Here is an 18,943-nt window from a genome sequence, read left to right on the forward strand (position 1 = left end):
GATGTCGAGATCCACCGCGGTGTGGACGCCGAGCGCGGGGGCCGGACGCCACACGGCGGCCGACTCGGGGCTCGGGGTCCAGGGTTCGGGCGCCGCGGCGTCGTCCTCGCCGATGTCGTAGCGGCCCAGGTAGTTGAAGCCGGTCAGAGGTTCGGGGCGGGCGGCGAGCGCGGCCCCGGACGTGGCGTCCAGGTGGCGCAGCTGCCCGTAGCCGATGCCGTGGTCGGGAACCGCGCGGAGCTGTTCCTTGAGCTGCTTGAGGAGCCGACCGGCAGCGTTCGGGTCCGCGATGGTCGCGTCGGGGCCGGCTTCCGTGAGACGTCCCCGGAACGGGTACTGGCTGGTGAACCAGCCCACCGTCCGGGCGGGGGCGGCGACTTCGGGGAGCGCGGCGTCGCGGCCGTGCCCTTCGAGCAGTACGAGGACGCCTCTGTCGTTGCGCCAGCGGGTGTGGGCGAGGACGAACGCGGTGAGCAGGACGTCCTGTTCGGTGCAGTGGAACGCGGTGGTCACCTCGTTGAGCGCGGGTTCGGCCAGGTCGGCGGGGACGGTGGTGATCAGCCGGTGGACGGTGTCCGGGGTGTCCGTGGCGGGGTCGGGTTCCCGGCCGTACGGGGCGGGTCCGGCTTCGCCCAGCACCTCGCGCCAGTAGGGGAGTTCGGCGCGACGGTCGGCGGCGGTGGCGGTCAGGGCGCGGGACCAGGTGCGGAAGGACGTCTCGACCGGGGGCAGCGGCGCGTCGGGGTCGGCGCACAGCTGGGCGAGGTCGGGCAGCAGGATCCGCCAGGACACCGCGTCGACCACCAGGTGGTGGGCGACCAGCAGCAGCCGGCCGGGCCCCCCGTCACCGGGGTCGAGGAGGGTCGCGCGCAGCATCCGGCCGGTGCGCGGGTCGAGTTCGCCGACCGCGGCGCGCGACGCCTCGGTGACGGCGTCCGTGAGGGAGGCGCCTCCGTCCCCGGGAGCGGGGAGGTGACGGAGCACATCGTCGGCGAGGGCCGGGGCCTCGGGGACGTGGAGCGTCCAGGCGTCGCCGTCCGCGCCGGCCAGCCGGGCGGCGAGGACGGGGTGGTGGGCGACGAGAAGGCCGAGCGCCCGACGCAGCCGCTCGCTGGTGAGGTCGGGCGGGGTCGTCACCAGGAGGGACTGGTGGTGGGCCCGGTGGTCGCCGCCGCGCCGGCGCAGCGCGTGCATGACGGGCGTGAGCGGCACGGCTCCGGCCCCCGGGTCGTGGACCAGTGCGGCGGTCTCCTCCCGCCGGGCCACCCGGGCGAGGGCGGACAGGGTGCGCTGTTCGAAGACGTCACGGGGGCTGATCACGAGCCCCCGCCGCCGGGCGGCGCTGACCAGCACGATGGAGGTGATGCTGTCGCCGCCGAGACCGAAGAAACTGCTCTGCCGTCCGACGGCGGGCACCCTCAGCAGGTCTGCGATCAGTTCGGCGAGGATCTCCTCGGTCGGGTCCCCCGGCAGCTCGCCCGCCGTCGGGTCCGCGACGGCGGGCGCGGGGAGTGCGGAGCGGTCCACCTTCCCGCTCACGGTGAGCGGGAAGCGGTCCAGGACGACGACGTCGGAGGGCACCAGGGCCCCGGGCAGGAGGCCCGCGCCGTGGGCGAGCAGGTCGGCGGGGAGCGGTGGCGCGGCCGGGTCGCCGGGGGTGACGTAGCCGACGAGCCGGGCCGCGCCCGGCAGGTCGTCGCGTACGAGGACGAGGGCGTCCCGGACGCCCGGGTGGCCGAGCAGGGCGGTCCGCACCTCCGCCGGTTCGATCCGTACGCCGCGCAGCTTCACCTGGTCGTCGGCGCGGCGCAGATACTCCAGCTCTCCCCGCCCGTTCCAACGGGCCACGTCGCCGGTGCGGTACAGCCGCTCCCCCGGTGGGCCGAACGGGTCGGCGACGAAGCGTTCGGCGGTTCCCGCGCTCCGGCCCAGGTAGCCGAGCGCCAACTGGGCTCCGCCCAGATACAGTTCCCCGCTCACCCCGGGCGGCACGGGCCGCAGCGCCGCGTCCAGGACGTAGGCGCGGGTGCCGGCTCCCGGGGCGCCGAGCGGCACGAGGGGTCCTTCGCCCGGTACGGCGGTGCGGGCGGTAACGTCGACGGCTGCCTCGGTCGGCCCGTACTGGTTGACGACGGGGGCGGCGAACACCTCGGCGCAGCGCCGCACGAGCGTGTCGGTGAGGGCCTCACCGCCGCTGAAGAGCCACCGGAGCGAGGTGCAGTGCGCCGCGTCAGGCTCGGCGGCGAACAGGTCGAGCATCGAGGGCACGAAGTGGACGGCGTGGACGCCGTGTTCGCGGATCAGTCCGGCGATACGGGCGGGGTCCCGGTGCTCGTCGGGTCCCGCGACGACGACGGCGGCCCCGGCGAGCAGGGGCCCGGTCAGCTCCCAGACCGAGACGTCGAAGCCGGGTGCCGCCTTGGCCAGCATGCGGTCCCCCGGCCCGAGGGGGAAGCGCCGCTGTGTCCAGGCGAGCCGGTTGGCGAGCGCCCCGTGCGGGACGACGACGGCCTTGGGGCGGCCGGTGGAGCCGGAGGTGTGCAGGATGTACGCGGGCTGGGCGGGGTGGGGTGCGGCGGGGGCGAAGTCGGCGGGTGGAGCCGGGCGCGGGTCGTCGAGGAGCAGAACGGGCCGGTCGAATCCCTCGGGCAACAGGTCCCGGTGGACGCGGTCGGTGAGGAGGACGGCGGGCGGGTTCGCGTCGAGCATCGCCGACAGCCGGGCCGCCGGGTGGTCCGTGTCCAGCGGCATGTACGCCCCGCCGGCCTGGAGCACGGCGTGCGCGGCGGTGACCAGGTCCGCCGACCGGGGCAGGAGGACGGCGACCGGTTCGCCGCGGCTTACCCCGTACTCGCGCAGCGGGACGGCGAGCGACCGTGCGTCGCCGAGGAGTTCGCCGTACGCGACGGTCCGGTCGCCGTGGATCACGGCGGGGGCGTCCGGCGTGCCGGCGGCGCGCTCGGTGAACTCCCGGGCGACGGACGGCGCCCGCACCGGCTCCTCGGCGGTGTTCCAGGTGGTGAGGAGCCGGTGGTGCTCGTCGTCGGTGAGCAGGCGAAGACCGCCGACGGGCCGGTCGGGCCGCTCCGCGAAGGCGGCCAGGACCCGCTCGTACCAGGCGGCGATCCTCCGTACGGTCTCCTCGTCGAAGAGCCCGGTGCGGTAGGTGATGCCTCCGTTCAGCACGCCCTCGGCGCCCGGTTCCTGGACCAGGGTGACGGTGAGGTCGAACTTGGCGGTGCGGGTGTGCACCGCGACGGGAGTGCTGCCCAGGCCGCCGAGTTCCGGTCCTTCGGCGGTGCGGATCTGGTAGTTCAGCATCACCTGGAACAACGGGTGGCGTTCCAGGGAGCGTTCGACGTCCAGCAGGTCCACGAGACGCTCGAAGGGGACGTCGGCGTGGTCGAGTGCGTCGAGCGTGGCCGCCCTGGCGCGGGCCACGAGCTGGGCCGGGGTCGGGTCGCCGGCGACGTCGGTGCGCAGGACCAGCGTGTTGACGAAGAAGCCGACGAGGTCGTGCACGGCGGCGTCGTCGCGTCCGGCGACGAGTGTTCCCACGGGGACGTCGTCGGTGCCGCCGATCCGGTGGAGCAGGACGGCGAGCGCCGCGTGGGCGACCATGAACGGGGTCGCGCCGGCGCGGGAGGCGAGCCGCCGCAGCCCGGCGCTGACCTCGGCGGAGAGGCCGAACTCGACGATGCCTCCGTCGTGGCCGGTGTCCGGCCGGCGCGACCGGTCCACGGGGAGGGGCAGTTCCGCCGGGAGTCCGGCCAGCTGGTCCCGCCAGTGGCGGACCTGCCGGCTGATCTCGCTGTCCTCGTCGCTCTCGTCGCCGAGCAGCGCCCGCTGCCGCAGCGTGTGGTCGGCGTACTGGAGGGGCAGCGCCGCCCACTGGGGGCCCCGGCCGTCGGAGCGGGCCGCGAGGGCGGCGGCGAGGTCGTCGAGCAGCGGGCGCACGGACCATTCGTCGCCGGCGATGTGGTGCAGGACGAGGAGCAGTACGTCGTGGTGCGGGCCCGCCCCGTCCTCGGGGGCCACCCGGAACAGGCCGGCGCGCAGCGGCGTCTCCCGCTCCAGGGCGAAGGGCCGGCTCGCGGCCTCGGCCAGCGCGGCGTCCAGGGCGTCCGGCGTCGTCGTCCGGACGGTGAGGGGTACGGGGGCGTCGCCCGGGGCGAGGATGCGCTGGACGGCGCGGCCCTCGCGTTCGGGGAATACCGTGCGGAGCACCTCGTGGCGTGCGGTGAGGTCGGCGAGCGCCCGCTCCAGCGCCTGTTCGTCGAGGGTGCCGGTGAGGCGGAGCGCGATGGGCACGTTGTACGCGGCGGTGGGTTCCTCCTCCAGTCGGTGGAGGAACCAGAGGCGTTGCTGGGCGGCGGACAGCGGCGGCTCGGCGGGGCGTGGCCGGTGGGCCGGTTCCGAGGGCCGGGAGGTCCTCCGGGCTCCGCGCAGCAGGGCGGCGGTCGCCGCCGGGGTGCGCGCGGTGAACAGGTCGCCGACGGACAGCTCCGTGTCGAGGAGGGTCCGGGCCCGTCCCACCAGGCTCATCGCGGACAGTGAGTGCCCGCCGCGCTCGAAGAAGTCCTCGTGCGGGCCGAAGCCGGGCAGTCCGAGTGCGTCGGCGAAGATCCGGCAGAGCAGTTCGGTGCGCTGGTCGTGCGGGGGCAGGTCGCCGGGGCCGGCCGGTTCGGCGGTGTGGGGGGCGGGCAGGGCGGCGCGGTCGAGCTTGCCGTTCTCGGTGAGCGGCAGCGCCTCGACGGCGACGAGGCGGGCGGGGACCTGGTAGTCGGGGAGGCGGGCGGCGAGGCGGGCGCGCAGTGCCTCGGTGTCCAGGACGGTGCCCGGTGCGGGGACCGCGTACCCGACGAGGGCCGGGCCGCCCGGGAGGTCGGTGCGCAGGACGACGGCGGCGCGGGCGACGCCCGCCTCGGCGAGGAGGGCCGCCTCGGTCTCTCCGGGTTCGACGCGGTGGCCGCGCAGCTTGATCTGGTCGTCGGCGCGGCCGAGGAAGTCCAGGGCCCCGTCCGGCCGGACGCGCACCAGGTCGCCGGTGCGGTACAGCCGCTCCCCCGGCCGCCCGTGGGGGTCGGCGACGAAGCGTGTCGCGGTGTGGGCGGGGCGGCCGTGGTAGCCGCGGGCGAGCCCGGTTCCGCCGATGTACAGCTCGCCGGGGACTCCGGGCAGGGCCGGGCGCAGGGCGGTGTCGAGCACCCGGAGGGTCGTTCCGTCGAGCGGCCGTCCGATGGGCAGCGGTCCTTCGCCGGGTGCGTCGGGGTCGAAGGTGTGAGCGGTGGCGAAGGTCGTGGTCTCGGTGGGTCCGTAGCCGTTGACGACGCGAAGGTGCGGGGCGGCGGCGTGTGCGGCGGCCACGGCCCCGGGGGACACGATGTCGCCGCCGGTCCACACCTCGCGCAGGGCGGTGAACGTCTCGGGGGCGTCCTGGGCGAGGAGGGCGAAGAGTCCGGCGGTGAACCAGGCGCTGTCCGCTCCCCCGGCTCCGGCCTTCCTCGCGGCCTTCTCACCGATCAACAGGGAACGCCAGCGGGCGGGATCCAGCGCTGTGTCGGGGGCGAGGAGCAGTTCGCCGCCCCGCAGCAGGGTGCCCCACACCTCGTGGGTGGCCGCGTCGAAGGAGTGCGGCGAGTGGACGAGCACCCGCCGGTGGGCGTCGCCGGCGAACCGACTGTCGGAGGCGAGGGCGAGCACGGCACTCTCGGGGACGGCGACGCCCTTGGGCTCGCCGGTGGAGCCGGAGGTGTACATCACGTAGGCGAGCCGGTGCGGGGCGGCGGCCGCCGGCGGCGGCGTATCGGTGCGTCCCGCCGGTACGTGGTCCACGGTCGGGTGGAGCACCGGCACCGGGCCGTACGCGGCGGTGTCGGCGCCGGGCCCGCGGACCAGGGCGACCGCACCGGCCGCGCCGAGGACGGTGCGGACGCGCTCGGCGGGCCAGTCGGGGTGCAGCGGCAGGTAGGCGGCTCCGGTCCAGGCCACGGCGAGTTCGGCGACGACCAGGTCCACGGAGCGCGGCAGCAACAGGGCGACCACCTTCTCGGGTCCGGCCCCCGCCTCTCGCAGTCGTTCCGCGAACCGGGCGGCGCGCGCGACGAGTTCGGCGTAGGTCACCGGTTGTCCTCCGTCGAGGGGCCGTACGGCGACGGCGTCCGGGGTCCTCGCGGCGACGGCGGCGACCGTGGCGGCGCAGCCGAGGACGGCGGGCGTGCCCGGCCGCCCGGTGAGGCCGGCCGGGGTCTCCGGCGCGAGGTCAACCTGTCCGGCGGGGAGGTCCGGCCGGTGGGCGAGGTGGTCCAGGGCGCGGGTCAGCCGGTCGAGGACCGCCCGTGCGGCCGGGGTGTCGTAGAGGTCGGGGCGGTGCTTGAGGACGAGCCGGAGTCGGCCGCCCTGGAGGGTGATCGCGAGGGTCAGCGGGTAGTGGGTGGCGTCCCGCCCGCCGACGCCGCGTACGTCGAGCCCGGCGGCGCGTTCGCTGCCGGAGAGCGCGTCGTCGTCGAAGGGGTAGTTCTCGAAGACGGTCAGGGTGTCGAGGAGCGCGGGCATGCCGACGAGGCCCTGGATGTCGGCGAGCCCGAGGTGCTGGTGGTCGAGCAGGGCGGTCTGGCGCGCGTGCAGGTCGACGACCGCGTCGCCCAGCGTCCGGGCGGGGGCGGTCCGCACCCGGGTGGGCAGGGTGTTGACGAAGAGGCCCAGCATCCCTTCCACACCGTCGAGTTCGGCGGGGCGGCCGGACACGGCGCTGCCGAAGACCACGTCGTCGCGTCCGGTGAGCCGGGACAGGACGAGCCCCCATCCGGTCTGGACGACGGTGTTCAGGGTGGTGCCCGTGGTGCGGGCGCGGTCCTGGAGCGCGGCGGTGAGGGCGGCGTCGAGGACGGTCGCGGTCTCCTCGGGGACCAGGACGGTGGACGGTGTGCCGGAGGGGGCGGTGAGGGTGGGTTCGGTGATGCCGTCCAGGGCGGTGCGCCAGGCGGCTTCGGCGGCGGGCCGGTCGCGGCCGGCGAGCCACCGCGCGTAGTCGGCGAAGGGGCGGCGGCGCACCGGGGGGCGTCCGGCGTAGGCGTCGAACAGATCGGTGAGCAGGAGCGGTGTGGACCAGCCGTCGAGCAGCAGGTGGTGGCTGGTGAACAGCAGCCGCCACCGGTCCTCGGCGGTGCGGATCAGGGTGAACCGCAGCAGTGGGGGCCGGCCCGGGGCGAAGGGGCGGGCACGGTCGTCGACGACCAGGGCGGTGAGGGCGTCGGGGCGGGCGCGGTCGTCGGTGACCGGGGTCGCGAGGTCGTCCGGGCGGGCGCGCAGGTCGTGCTCGGTCCACTCCGGCGCGGCGTCGGCGCTCGTGTACTGCACGAGGCGGCCGGTGGTGAGGCGGCGGAAGCCGGCGCGGAGGTTGGCGTGCCGGTCCACGACGGCCCGGGCGGCCTCGCGCAGGCGGCCGGGGTCGAGCGGTCCGCGGATCTCCAGCTCCAGTTGGACGACGTAGGGGTCTCTCCCGGCCTCCTCGGTCAGCGCGTGGTAGGCGAGGCCGTGCTGGAGGGGGGTCAGGGGCAGTACGCCGTCGAGTGCGGGGACCGCCGTTTCGAGCTCGGTGATCTCGTGCCGGTCGAGCGCCACCGGGAAATCGGCCGGGCTGTGCCCCGCGAAGCCGGGTTCGTCGCGTCGACGGACCAGTTCGGTGAGGGCCGCGGTGAACCGGTCGGCGACGGCCCGGATCCGGTCGGGGCCGATGAGGTCGGCGGCGTAGGTCCACCGGACGGTCAGCACGGGACCCTCCGGGCCGTCCAGGGTGGAGGCGTTGAGGTCCAGGACGTGTCCGCCGAGGAGGACCGGCTGCGGTCCCGGGTGCACGGCGTCGGATTCGGGTGCGGGGACCCAGTGCCCGTCAGGGGTGTCGGCGGTGAACCGGCCCAGGTAGTTGAAGGCGATCTGGGACCCGCTGGGGGCCTGTTGGTGGAGCGCCCCGTAGCCCGCGCCCCGGCCGGGGACCGCCGCGAGCCGGTCGCGGACGCGCTTGACGTCCTGGCCGACGCCTCCGGTGCCGGGGTCCAGCCGGACGGGGTACTGGGTGGTGAACCAGCCGACGGTGCGGGAGAGGTCGGTTCCGGGGGCGAGTTCCTCGTGGCGGCCGTGGGACTCCAGGTCGACCAGGACCGGACCGTCGCCGCCGACCGCGTGGACGAGCGCGGCCAGGAGGAGTTCGTCGGGGCGGGCGTGGAACGCGGCGGCGGTGGAGGTGAGCAGGGGCGCGGTGAGACCGGGGGCGAGTTCGGTGCGGAGTTCGCCCGGGGTGTGTGGGGCGGCCGCCGCGTCCCGGGGGGCGAGCGGGGCGGGGCGGTCCGCCAGGACGCCGTCCCAGTGGGGGCGTTCGGCGGCGAAGCGTTCGGCATCACCGTACAGGGCGTCCGCCCAGTGGGCGAAGGAGGTGTCGGGCCGGGCGGGGGGTGTTCCGGTGGAGACGGCGTGCGCAAGGTCGGGCAGCAGAATGCGCCAGGAGACCCCGTCGATGGCCAGGTGGTGGACGAGCAGCAGCAGTCTGCCGTCCCGGCCTGCTCCGCGCGGGAACCAGACGACTCGGATCATTGAGCCTTGTTCCGGGTCGAGTTCGGCCGCACGGGCGCGCGAGTGGGCGTCGATGGCCCGCCGCAGCCCGGCGTCGTCGCCGGTGACCGGGGCGACGGTGAGGAGCGCCGCCGGGTCGGGTGCGGTGTCGCAGGGGGTGAGCCGGGGGCGGCCGTCGGGGTGATCGGTGGCGACGCGGGCGCGCAGCAGGTCGTGGGTGACCAGGAGGTGTCCGATCGCGGTCCGCAGCCGGTCCTCGGTGAGCGTGGACGCCACGGTGACCAGCATCGACTGGTGGAAGGCGCCCCAGTGTCCCGGGCTGCGGCGCAGCCAGTGCATGAGAGGGGTGAACAGGGCCGGGGCGTTCCGGTCGAGGTCGTCGGGTCGGGATGCGGCGGGGGCGTGTGGGGTGACCACCTCCGCGAGGGCGCGCGGGGTGGGGTGCTCGAAGATCTGCCGGGCGCTGAGCGCGAGGCCCGACTGCCGTGCTCGGGCGACGAGTTGGATGGAGGAGATGCTGTCGCCGCCGAGTGCGAAGAAGGAGTCGTCACCGCCGGGCCGCGCGTCCATGCGCAGGGTGTCGGCGAACAGGTCCGCCAGTGCGGCGGCGGCACCGGTCAGCGGGGCGTCGTCGGCCGTGCTGGTGGCCGGGGCGGGCAGCGCCGCGCGGTCCACCTTGCCGGTGGGCCCGAGCGGCAGGGCCGGCAGCACGGTCACGGTCGCCGGAACGGCGTAGTCGGGCAGGGTGTGGGCGAGTGCCGTGCGCAGCCGGTCGGGGGCGAGGTCGGCACCCGGCCGGGCGACGGCGTACCCGGCGAGCAGCCTGTTGCCGGGCCGGTCCTCGCGCAGTACGGCGGCGGCCTGGCGTACGCCGGGGAGCGCGGTCAGGGCGGACTCGATCTCGCCCAGTTCGATGCGGAAGCCGCGCAGCTTCACCTGGTGGTCGGCGCGGCCCAGGTACTCCAGCTCTCCGTCGGCGCGGCGGCGGGCCAGGTCGCCAGTGCGGTACATCCGGGTGCCGGGCGGGCCGTAGGGGGCGGCGACGAAGCGGGCCGCGGTGAGGCCGGGGCGGCCCAGGTAGCCGCGGGCGAGCCCGGACCCGGCGACGTACAGCTCGCCGGGGGTGCCGGGCGGTACCGGCCGCAGCGCCGCGTCCAGGACGAGGGCTGCGGTCTCGGCGACGGCGGCGCCGACGGGGACCGGGCTGTTGTCGTCGGCGCGCAGGCGGTCGGGGTCGCACCGCCAGAGGGTGGCGTCGACGGTGGTCTCGGTGGGGCCGTAGGAGTTGAACATGCGGGTGCGTCCGGCCCAGGCGCGGACGAGAGCGGGGGTGCAGGCCTCTCCGGCGACGATGAGCGTGGTGCCGGGGGCGACGGCGTCGTCGGGGAGTGCGGCGAGGACGGCGGGCGGGACGGTGAGGTGGGTTACGCGGTGTTCGGCGAGGAAGTCCGCGAGCGGTTCGCCGAGCCGCCGGTCGGCGGGCACGATCTCCAGGGCGGCGCCGGAGAACAGCGCCATGACGATCTCCCAGACCGACGTGTCGAAGCTCAACGACGCGAACTGGAGGACACGGTCGCCCGGTCCGGCCCCGAAGGCGTCGGCGAGGGTGCGGGCCAGGGCGGGCAGCCCGGTGTGGGTGACGGCCACGCCCTTGGGCCGGCCGGTGGACCCGGAGGTGTAGATGATGTACGCCGCCGTGTCGGGCCGTTGGGTACGCCAGTGGCTCGGGTCGTCGGCGGGACCGGACGGCGGGCTGCCGTCGACCTCCAGCCGGGACGCGCCGTCGAAGGCGGGGGCTGCCGGGGCGGCGAGGACGAGGGTGGGGGCCGCGTCGGTGAGCATGTGCGTGATGCGGTCCGCCGGGTAGTCCGGGTCGACGGGGAGGTAGACGGCCCCCGTCTTCGCGACGGCGAGCAGGGCGACGACGGCCTCGACGGTACGGGGCAGCATGACCGCGACCCGGTCCTGCGGCCGTACGCCGTGCTCGACGAGGCGGCGGGCGAGGGCGTTCGCGGCGGCGTCGAGCCCCCGGTAGTCCAGTTCGGTGCGCTCGCCGGTGGCCAGGTCCGGACCGGCGACGGCGGGTGCGTCGGGGTGTGCGGCGGCGACGGCGGCGAAGAGTCCGGGCAGGGTGGTGGAGGAGTCGCCCTGCGGGGCGCCGAAGTCCTCGGGGCGGCCGAGGAGCGCGGTGCGTTCGGCGGGGCCGAGGATCTCCAGCCGGTGCAGCGGCGTCGCGGGGGCGGTGACGGCCTCGGTCAGGAGGCGGACCAGACGGTCGGCGAGCGCCTGTGCGGTGGCGGGTTCGAAGAGGTCCTCGGTGTACTCCAGGACGCCTTCGATGCCGTCGGCCCCGTCACGTTCGGAGAGGGTGAAGGTCAGGTCGAACTTGGCGGAGCGGCCGAACGCCGGGACGGTCGTCGTGGTGAGCCCGGGGAGCCCGATCTCGCCCGCCTGCCGGTTCTCGTACGCCAGCATCACCTGGAACAGCGGGTGCCGGGCCAGGGAGCGGTGCGGGGCGAGCGCGTCGACGAGGTGCTCGAAGGGGACGTCGGCGTGGGCGTACGCGGCGAGGTCGGCCTCCCGCACCCGGTGCAGCAGGTCGCGGAAGGAGGGGTCGCCGGACAGGTCGGTGCGCAGGACGAGGTTGTTGACGAAGAAGCCGACGAGGTCGTCCAGCGCGGTGTCGTGGCGTCCGGCGACGGGCGTGCCGATGACGATGTCCCGGCCCGCCCCGGTGCGGGCGAGCAGGGCGGCGAGCGCCGCGTGGGCGACCATGAACAGCGAGGTGGACTCGGTCCGGGCGAGCGTGCGCATCGCGGTGTGTACCCGGGGCGGCACGGCGAACCGGACGAAGCCGCCGCGGTGGCTGGGGACCGGCGGACGCGGCCGGTCGGTGGGCAGGGGCAGTTCGGCGGGCAGGTCGCGCAGAGCGGTCCGCCAGTGGTCGAGCTGGGCTGTGGCCACACCGTCCGCGTCGGGCGCGTCGTCGTCCCAGCCGAGGGTTTCGCGCTGCCACAGGGTGAAGTCGGCGTACTGGACGGGCAGCGGCGGCCGGGCGGGGGCATCGCCCCCGGTGCGGGCGGCGTAGGCGGCGGCGAGGTCGGTGAGGAGCGGGCGGGCGGACCACTGGTCGGCGGCGATGTGGTGGACGACGAGCACGATGAGGTGCTGGTCGGGGGCGAGCCGGAGCAGGCCCGCGCGCAGCGGCACGTCCCGCTCGACGTCGAAGGCCGCCCCCGCCATCTCCTCGACGTACCGCCGGAGTTCGCCCTCGGTGCCGGTGGCCTCAGTGACCGTGAGCGGATCGGAGAGGTCCAACGCATCGACGATGTGCTGGCGCGGTCGGCCGTCCGTGGCGGGGAAGACGGTACGCAGCGCCTCGTGACGGTTCATCACATCGAGGACGGCGGCGCGCAGGGCGGGGATGTCGAGGGGGCCGGTCAACCGGGCGGCGAAGGGGATGTTGTAGTCGGCCCCGACGCCGTGGAGCTGCTGGAGGAACCAGAGCCGGCGCTGCGCCGGGGAGAGCGGCAGCTCGGCGGGGCGCGGCCGGGGCCGCAGCGGTTCGGGGGCCCGTCCGGCGTGCTGGACGCGGCGGGCGAGGGCGGCGACGGTCGCGGCCTCGAAGACGTCGCGTACCGACAGTTGCACGTCGAGCGCCGCCCGGATGCGCGAGGCGAGGCGGGTGGCGAGGAGGGAGTGGCCGCCGAGGGCGAAGAAGTCGTCGTCGGCTCCGACCTGTTCGCGTTCCAGGACCTCCGCGAAGAGGTGGGCGACGATCTCCTCCTGCGGGGTCGCCGGGGCGCGCCCGCAGGGGGTGGCGGCGGCCTCCGGTTCGGGCAGGGCGTTGCGGTCGAGCTTGCCGTTGACGGTGAGCGGCCAATGATCGACGGGGATGACGGCGGCCGGGACGAGGTAGTCGGGGAGTCGTTCGCGCAGGGCTTCGCGGAGCCGGTCCGGGGCGAGCGGGCCGGCGGCGGAGGTGGCGTAGGCGAGGAGCCGGGTGCCGCCGCCGGGGGCGGGGCGGGCGAGGACGACGGCGTCGGCGACCTCGTCGAGTGCGGCGAGTGCGGCGCGCGCCTCGCCGGGTTCGACCCGGAAGCCCCGGATCTGCACCTGTTCGTCGGCACGCCCGAGGTAGTCGAGTTCGCCGTCCGCCGTCCAGCGGGCGAGGTCCCCGGTGCGGTACATGCGGGTGCCGGGCGCCCCGTACGGGTCGGCGACGAAGCGGGTGGCGGTGAGGGCGTGCCGGGCCAGGTACCCCCGGGCCAGGCCGGGCCCGGCGATGTACAGCTCGCCGGTGGCCCCGGGGGCGACCGGGTGCAGGGCGGTGTCGAGGAGCCGGGCTCCGAGGTCGTCGAGCGGTCGCCCGACGGGGCTCGTCGGGGCGTCCGCCGCGGCCGTCTCGCCGGCCTCCAGCGTCCGATGGGTGACGTGCACGGTGGTCTCGGTGATGCCGTACATGTTGACCAGCTCGGGGCCGCCGTCGCCGTACCGCTCGAACCAGCCGGCGAGCCGCCCGGGGTCGAGCGCCTCGCCGCCGAACACCACCGTACGCAGGGCGAGTTCACTGTCGTCCGGTGCCCCGAGGAGGACGTCGGCGAGCTGGTGGAAGGCGGACGGGGTCTGATTGAGCACGGTGACGTGTTCGCGGCGCAGGAGGGCGGCGAACTCTTCGGGCGCGCGGGTGGTCGCGCGCGGTACGACGACGAGGCGGCCGCCGTACAGCAGGGCCCCGAAGACCTCCCAGACGGAGAAGTCGAAGGCGTAACCGTGGAAGAGCGTCCACACGTCGTCCTGGCCGAACCCGAAGTCGTCGTCGGTGGCGTCCAACAACCGGAGCACGTTGTGGTGTTCGACGACGACACCCTTGGGGCGTCCGGTGGAGCCGGAGGTGTGGATGAGGTAGGCGGCGGCGCCCGGGGGGACGGCCGGGGCGGTGTACGGGGTGACGTCCGGGGCCGCAGCCGGGAGGTCGTCGAGCGTCAGCCATCCCGCGCCGGGGCGCTCGGCGGCTCCGTCGGTCGCGGGCAGACTGTCCCGCTGTCGCGGAGAGGCGGTGATTCCCACCACCGGTCGCGCGGCGGCGAGTTGGGGCCGGATACGGCTGGCGGGGGCGTCGGCGGGCAGCGGCAGGTAGGCCGCGCCGGTCTTGAGGACGCCGAGGATCGCGCCTATCTGCTCGGCGGACGGTTCGAGCGAGAGGGCCACGAACGTGCCCGGGCCCGCGCCGTGCGCGCTCAGCAGGCGGGCCGTCCGATCGGAGAGGGCGTCGAGCTCGCGGTAGCTCAGCGCCCGGCCGCCGTCGGTCACCGCTGTGGCCTCGGGGTCCAGGGCGACGGCCCGCGCGAACCGGTCGGGGATGGACCCGGTCGGCTCTTCGGCCCCGGGGGCGAGCGCCTCTCCGTCGTCGAGGACGCGGCGGCGGTCCTGTGCTGTGAGGAGTTCCACCGTGCCCGCCGGGGCGGTGGGGGTGGTGGCCAGGGCCTCCAGGACCCGGACGTAGGCGGTACCGAGGGCCCGGGCGCGGTCGGCTGTGAGGAGGTCGGGCCGGTAGCGCAGGGCAATCCGGGTCTCGGGGCCCGGGTGGACGACGACGGTGACGGGGTAGTGCGTGGCGTCCTCGCCGCGGACGGACCGCACGGTGAGGCCGCCCGCCGCCTGGGCGTCGGCGAGCCCCCGGGTGTCCACGCCGAAGTTCTCCACCACCAGCAGGGTGTCGAACAGCTCCCCGACTCCGGCCAGTCGCTGGAGGTCCGGCAGTCCGAGGTGTTCGTGGCCGAGGAGCTTCGTGCGGCCGGCCTGGAGGGTGGTGGCGATGTCCGCGAGCGGGGCGCGCGGGGGTGCGTGCACGACGACCGGGAGGGTGTTGATGAACAGGCCGATCATGGACTCGGCGCCGTCGAGGTCGGCGGGCCGGCCGGAGACGGTGGTACCGAACGCCACGTCCGCGCGGCCGGTCAGCCGGGCCAGCGCGACGCCCCAGGCCGCCTGGTGGACGGTCGCCGTGGTCAGCTGCCGGGCCGCCGCGAAGGCCCCGAGCGCCTCGCCGGTCGGGGCGGAGAGCCGCAGGTCGAGCTGGACGGGGGGCTCGGGCACGACCGCGCCCGGGGCGGCCGGCGCGAGGAGGGTGGGTGCGGTCAGCGGGGCGAGCGCCTCGCGCCAGGCGGTCGTCGCGGCGGGCCGGTCCTGGACGGCCAGCCAGGCCAGGAAGTCCCGGTAGGGCCGGACCGCGGGCAGGACGGGGGCGGCGGGCGCCTTGGTGTGCTGGGCGTAGGCGGTGAACAGTTCCTTGCCGAGCAACGGCACCGACCAGCCGTCCAGCAGAATGTGATGCACCGTCAGAACGAGGGTGTGGTCCTGGTCGCCGTGGCGCAGCAGGGTGAGCCGCAGCAGCGGGGGCCGGGTCAGGTCGAAGCGGTGGCCGCGCTCTTCGTCCAGGATCCGCTGTTCCTCGGCACGCTGCCGTTCGGGAGCGGCGTCCCGCAGGTCGATCTCCCGCCAGGGAACCTCCACCGCGCGGGGGATCGCCTGGACGGGCCGGTCGAGGCCTTCCTGGAGGAACGCCGCCCGCAGGTGGGGGTGGCGGTCCAGCACGGTGTCCGTCGCGCGGCGCAGGGCGGCGGTGTCGAGGTCACCGTCGAGGCGGAAGACCAGACGCATGGTGTAGACGTCGAGTCCACCGGTCGCACCGGGAGCCCCTCGGGTGTCGGAGAGGTCCGCGTGGAAGAGCAGGCCTTCCTGAAGGGGCGCCAGGGGAAGGATGTCTTCCAGGCCGTGGTCCGCACTCACCGGTTCCTCCATCGCGCTTCGAGCATGGCTGTCTGTTCGGGGCTGAGCGGGGACAGACCGTGGGCGGGCCGGTCGGCGGGTCCGTCGGTGAACCGGTCGGCGGGCCCGGCCGTGGGCTCCGGTCCGGGGGGTGGCGGGGCGTCCGTGGCGAGGGCGGCCAACGCGCGCTGCCAGCAGTCGGCGAGGTCGTGCGCCGCCCGGTCGTCGAGAGCCGCGGGGGACCAGGTGAGCCGGGTGTCGAGCCGGGGGCCCTCGGGGGTGTCCCGGGTGAGGGCGTTGATCTCGACCGCGTGTGCCATGGTCAGCGCGTCGTCGATCGCACCCCCGAGCACTCCGGCCCCGGGCGCCGGGGTCCAGGCCGCTCCCCCGCCCGCGGGCGCCGTGCCGAACCGCCCCAGGTAGTTGAACGCGATCAGGGGCGCGGCGGGGCCGTCCGCTTCCACTCGCGGAGAGCCCGTCGGGGGCTGCGCCGCGTAGCGCAGCAGGCCGTAGCCGATGCCGCTGTCGGGAAGGCGTGCCAGGTGGACGCGGGTTCGCGCGAGGGTGTCGCCGGGCCGCTCGGTGGCCGTCGCGGTCAGTCGTACGGGGTAGAGGCTGGTGAACCAGCCCACGGTGCGGGAGAGGTCGACGCCGTCCTGGATCTGCTGTTCCCGGCCGTGGCCCTCGACATGGGCGGCGAAGTCCACCCGGGCCCGCCCGCTCCACTCGCGTACCGCGCGGGCGAGGGCGCTGAGCATGAGGTCCTGGACGCGGGCGCCGTGGCGTTCGGCGGCCCCGGTGAGCAGGGTGCGGGTGTGTGCGCCGCCCAGGGTCCGGACCAGGTGGCGGGCCTCGGCGACCGTGCCCAGGGCGATCGGCTCAGTAGGGCCGGACGCTGGTTCGGGAAGCCGGTCGGGAGCGGGGAGACGGTCGGGAGCGGGGAGGCGGTCGGGAGCGGGGAGGCGGTCGGGAGCGGCCAGTATCCCTTCCCAGAGAGGCAGTTCGGCGGTGCGCGCGGACGCCTGCCGGCCGAGTACGTGGGCCCAGTTCCGGAACGAGGTGGTCGCCGGCGGCAGGTGCGGGACGCGCCCTGCGGACACGTCGTTCCAGGCCTGGGCGAGGTCGTCGAGCAGGATGCGCCAGGAGACGCCGTCGACGGCGAGGTGGTGGACGACGAGCAGCAGCCTGCCGGGCTCCCCGGCGTTCCCGGGATAGCCGCGGGCCCGCACCATCAGCCCCTGGTACGGGTCGAGCCTGGCGGCGAGGTCGTCGACCTCGCGGGACAGGGCCTCGGGGCTCGTCCCCGTACCGGATGGGCCCTCGTCCAGGGCCGGGGCGGGTCCCGCGTCCGGCTCCGGGACGACGAAGGTCCCGGCGTCCAGGTCGATGCGGGCGCGCAGGACCGCGTGGTGGCGCAGGACCGCGCCCAGCACCTCGGCCGTCGCGGACGGGGTGATCCCGGGCGGCAGGGTCAGCACCATGGACTGGCTGAACCTGCCGGTGGGGCCCGGCCGTTCGGCCATCCACCGCATGATGGGCGTGAGGGGCGCGGGTCCGGTGTCCGGGAGGGAGGGGACCCGGAGGCCGGGAGCCGGGTCCGGCTCGCGGCCGGAGACCAGCGCGGCGAGCGCCCGGACGGAGGTCTGCTCGAAGACCTCGCGCGGGGTGATCCGCAGACCGGCGGCGCGGGCGTGGGCCACCAGCCGCATGGAGAGGATGCTGTCGCCGCCGAGGGCGAAGAAGCTGTCCTGCGCGCCCACCGACGGCAGGGCCAGCACCTCGGCGAAGAGTGCGGCCAGCGTCTCCTCCGCCGGTCCTTCGGGAGCGGTGTCGCCGGTGGCCGCGCCGAAGTCGGGGGCGGGCAGCGCGTCGCGGTCGAGCTTGCCGTTCGCGGTGACCGGCAGCCCGGGAACGGCTACGAAGGCGCTGGGCACCATGTGGTCGGGCAGGACGAGGGCGAGGGCGGCGCGCAGGGCGGCGGTGTCGAGCCCCGCCGCCTCGGTCCGATGGCCGGTGACACCGGACGGCGCGGCCGGGTCGGCGCCGGCGCCTTCGGCCGGGTACGCCGACGGGACCAGGTAGGCGACCAGCCGGCGCGGGCCCGCCGGGTCGTCCTGGCGCAGTACGACGGCCGCCGCGCGGACCTCCGGGCGGACCTGGAGCGCGGCGACGATCTCGCCCGGCTCGACGCGGAAGCCCCGGACCTTGACCTGGTCGTCGGCGCGCCCGTGGTAGAGCAGGGAGCCCTCCGGGGTACGGGACACCAGGTCGCCGGTGCGGTACATGCGGCTGCCGGGCGGACCGCCCGGCTCGGCGGTGAAGCGTCCGGCGGTGAGCCGGGGGCGGCCCAGGTAGCCCTGGGCGACGCCGGGTCCGGCCACGTACAGTTCGCCGGTCGCGCCGTTGGGCACGGGCCGGAGCAGGGTGTCCAGGACGTGGACGCGTACGCCGTGCAGCGGGGTGCCGATGGGCGGGGTCGCGCCGGGGTCCAGGGCTGCGCTCATGGTGACGCAGGCGGTGGCCTCGGTGGGCCCGTAGGCGTTGACCATGCGGCGTCCGGGGGCCCAGCGGGCGCTCAGCGGTGCGGTGCACGCCTCGCCGCCGACGATCAGGGTGCGCAGGCAGTCGAGCCCGTCCGGTTCGAGGCCGGTGAGGGCGGTGGGCGGGATCAGGGCGTGGCTGACGCGGCGACGCCCGATCGTCTCGCCGAGGAGCGGTCCGGCGAGCGGTCCGGGTTCCGGGACGACGAGGGTGGCGCCGGTCGCCAGGGCCATCAGCGTCTCCATCACGGAGGCGTCGAACGACGGGGAGGCGAGCTGGAGGACCCGGCTGTCGTCGTCGATGCCCAGCCGTTCCGCCTGGGCGGTGGCGAGGGCGGCCAGGCCCCGGTGCGGGGTGACCACTCCCTTGGGGCGGCCGGTGGACCCGGAGGTGAAGATGACGTAGGCGGGGTGGTCGGGGGTGACGGCGGGCTGCGGCGCGGCAGCCCGACCCGGAGGTGCCGGCGCGTCGGTGAGCAGCGCTGTCGGGTAGCGGTCGGCGAGCGCCCGGTGGGTGAGGATCCCCGCCGGGCGGGCGTCCCGGAGCATCCCGGCGACGCGGTTCTCGGGGTAGTCGGGGTCGACGGGCAGATGGGCGGCGCCCGCCTGCTGGACGGCGAGCTGCGCGACGACCAGGTCGACGGAGCGCGGCAGGATCACCGCGACGAACTGTCCCGGACGGATGCCAGCGGCGCCCAGACTCCTGGCCAACTCACTTGCCCGTGCGTTCAGTTCAGCGTAGGTCAAGGTGGCTTCGGGCGCGTCCACGGCCACGGCGTCCGGCCGCCGGCCGCACTGTTCGGCGAAGAGCTGGGCCCAGGTGCGGGCCGCGGGTGCGGGCGGTCCGGCGCGGTGTGCGGTGAGCGTCGCGCGTTCGTTGTCCGTCAGCGCGTCCAGGGCGGCGACACGGGTGTCCGGGGCGGTGACGAGCGCCCGCAGCAGGTGCTCGACGCGTCCGGCGAGGTCCCGCGCGCGTGCCGGGGTGACGGCCGCCGGGCGGTAGGTGAGGCGCAGGGTGAGCCGTTCACCGGGCACGGCGGCGAAGGTCAGCGGGTAGTGGGTGG

The 18,943-nt window shown here is 75.8% G+C and carries 2 protein-coding genes (both cut by a window edge); both read right to left on the bottom strand.

The features are described 5' to 3' along the window. Window positions 1–15,360 carry the 5' portion of an amino acid adenylation domain-containing protein gene (locus ACIRJT_RS04960; protein ID WP_403904635.1) on the bottom strand. Its footprint begins 234 nt before the window's first position, so 15,360 of the gene's 15,594 nt are visible here — the first part of the coding sequence; the start codon lies at window positions 15,358–15,360; its stop codon lies beyond the left edge, outside the window. After that, on the bottom strand, window positions 15,357–18,943 hold the 3' portion of the coding sequence (locus ACIRJT_RS04965) for an amino acid adenylation domain-containing protein (protein ID WP_403904638.1). The gene runs 13,945 nt beyond the window's last position; the window shows 3,587 of its 17,532 coding nt (coding positions 13,946–17,532); the start codon falls outside the window, past its right edge; the stop codon is at window positions 15,357–15,359. The genes ACIRJT_RS04960 and ACIRJT_RS04965 overlap by 4 nt, the downstream gene beginning before the upstream one ends.

This window comes from Streptomyces sp. NPDC102283, from assembly GCF_044766265.1.
Classification (GTDB): domain Bacteria; phylum Actinomycetota; class Actinomycetes; order Streptomycetales; family Streptomycetaceae; genus Streptomyces.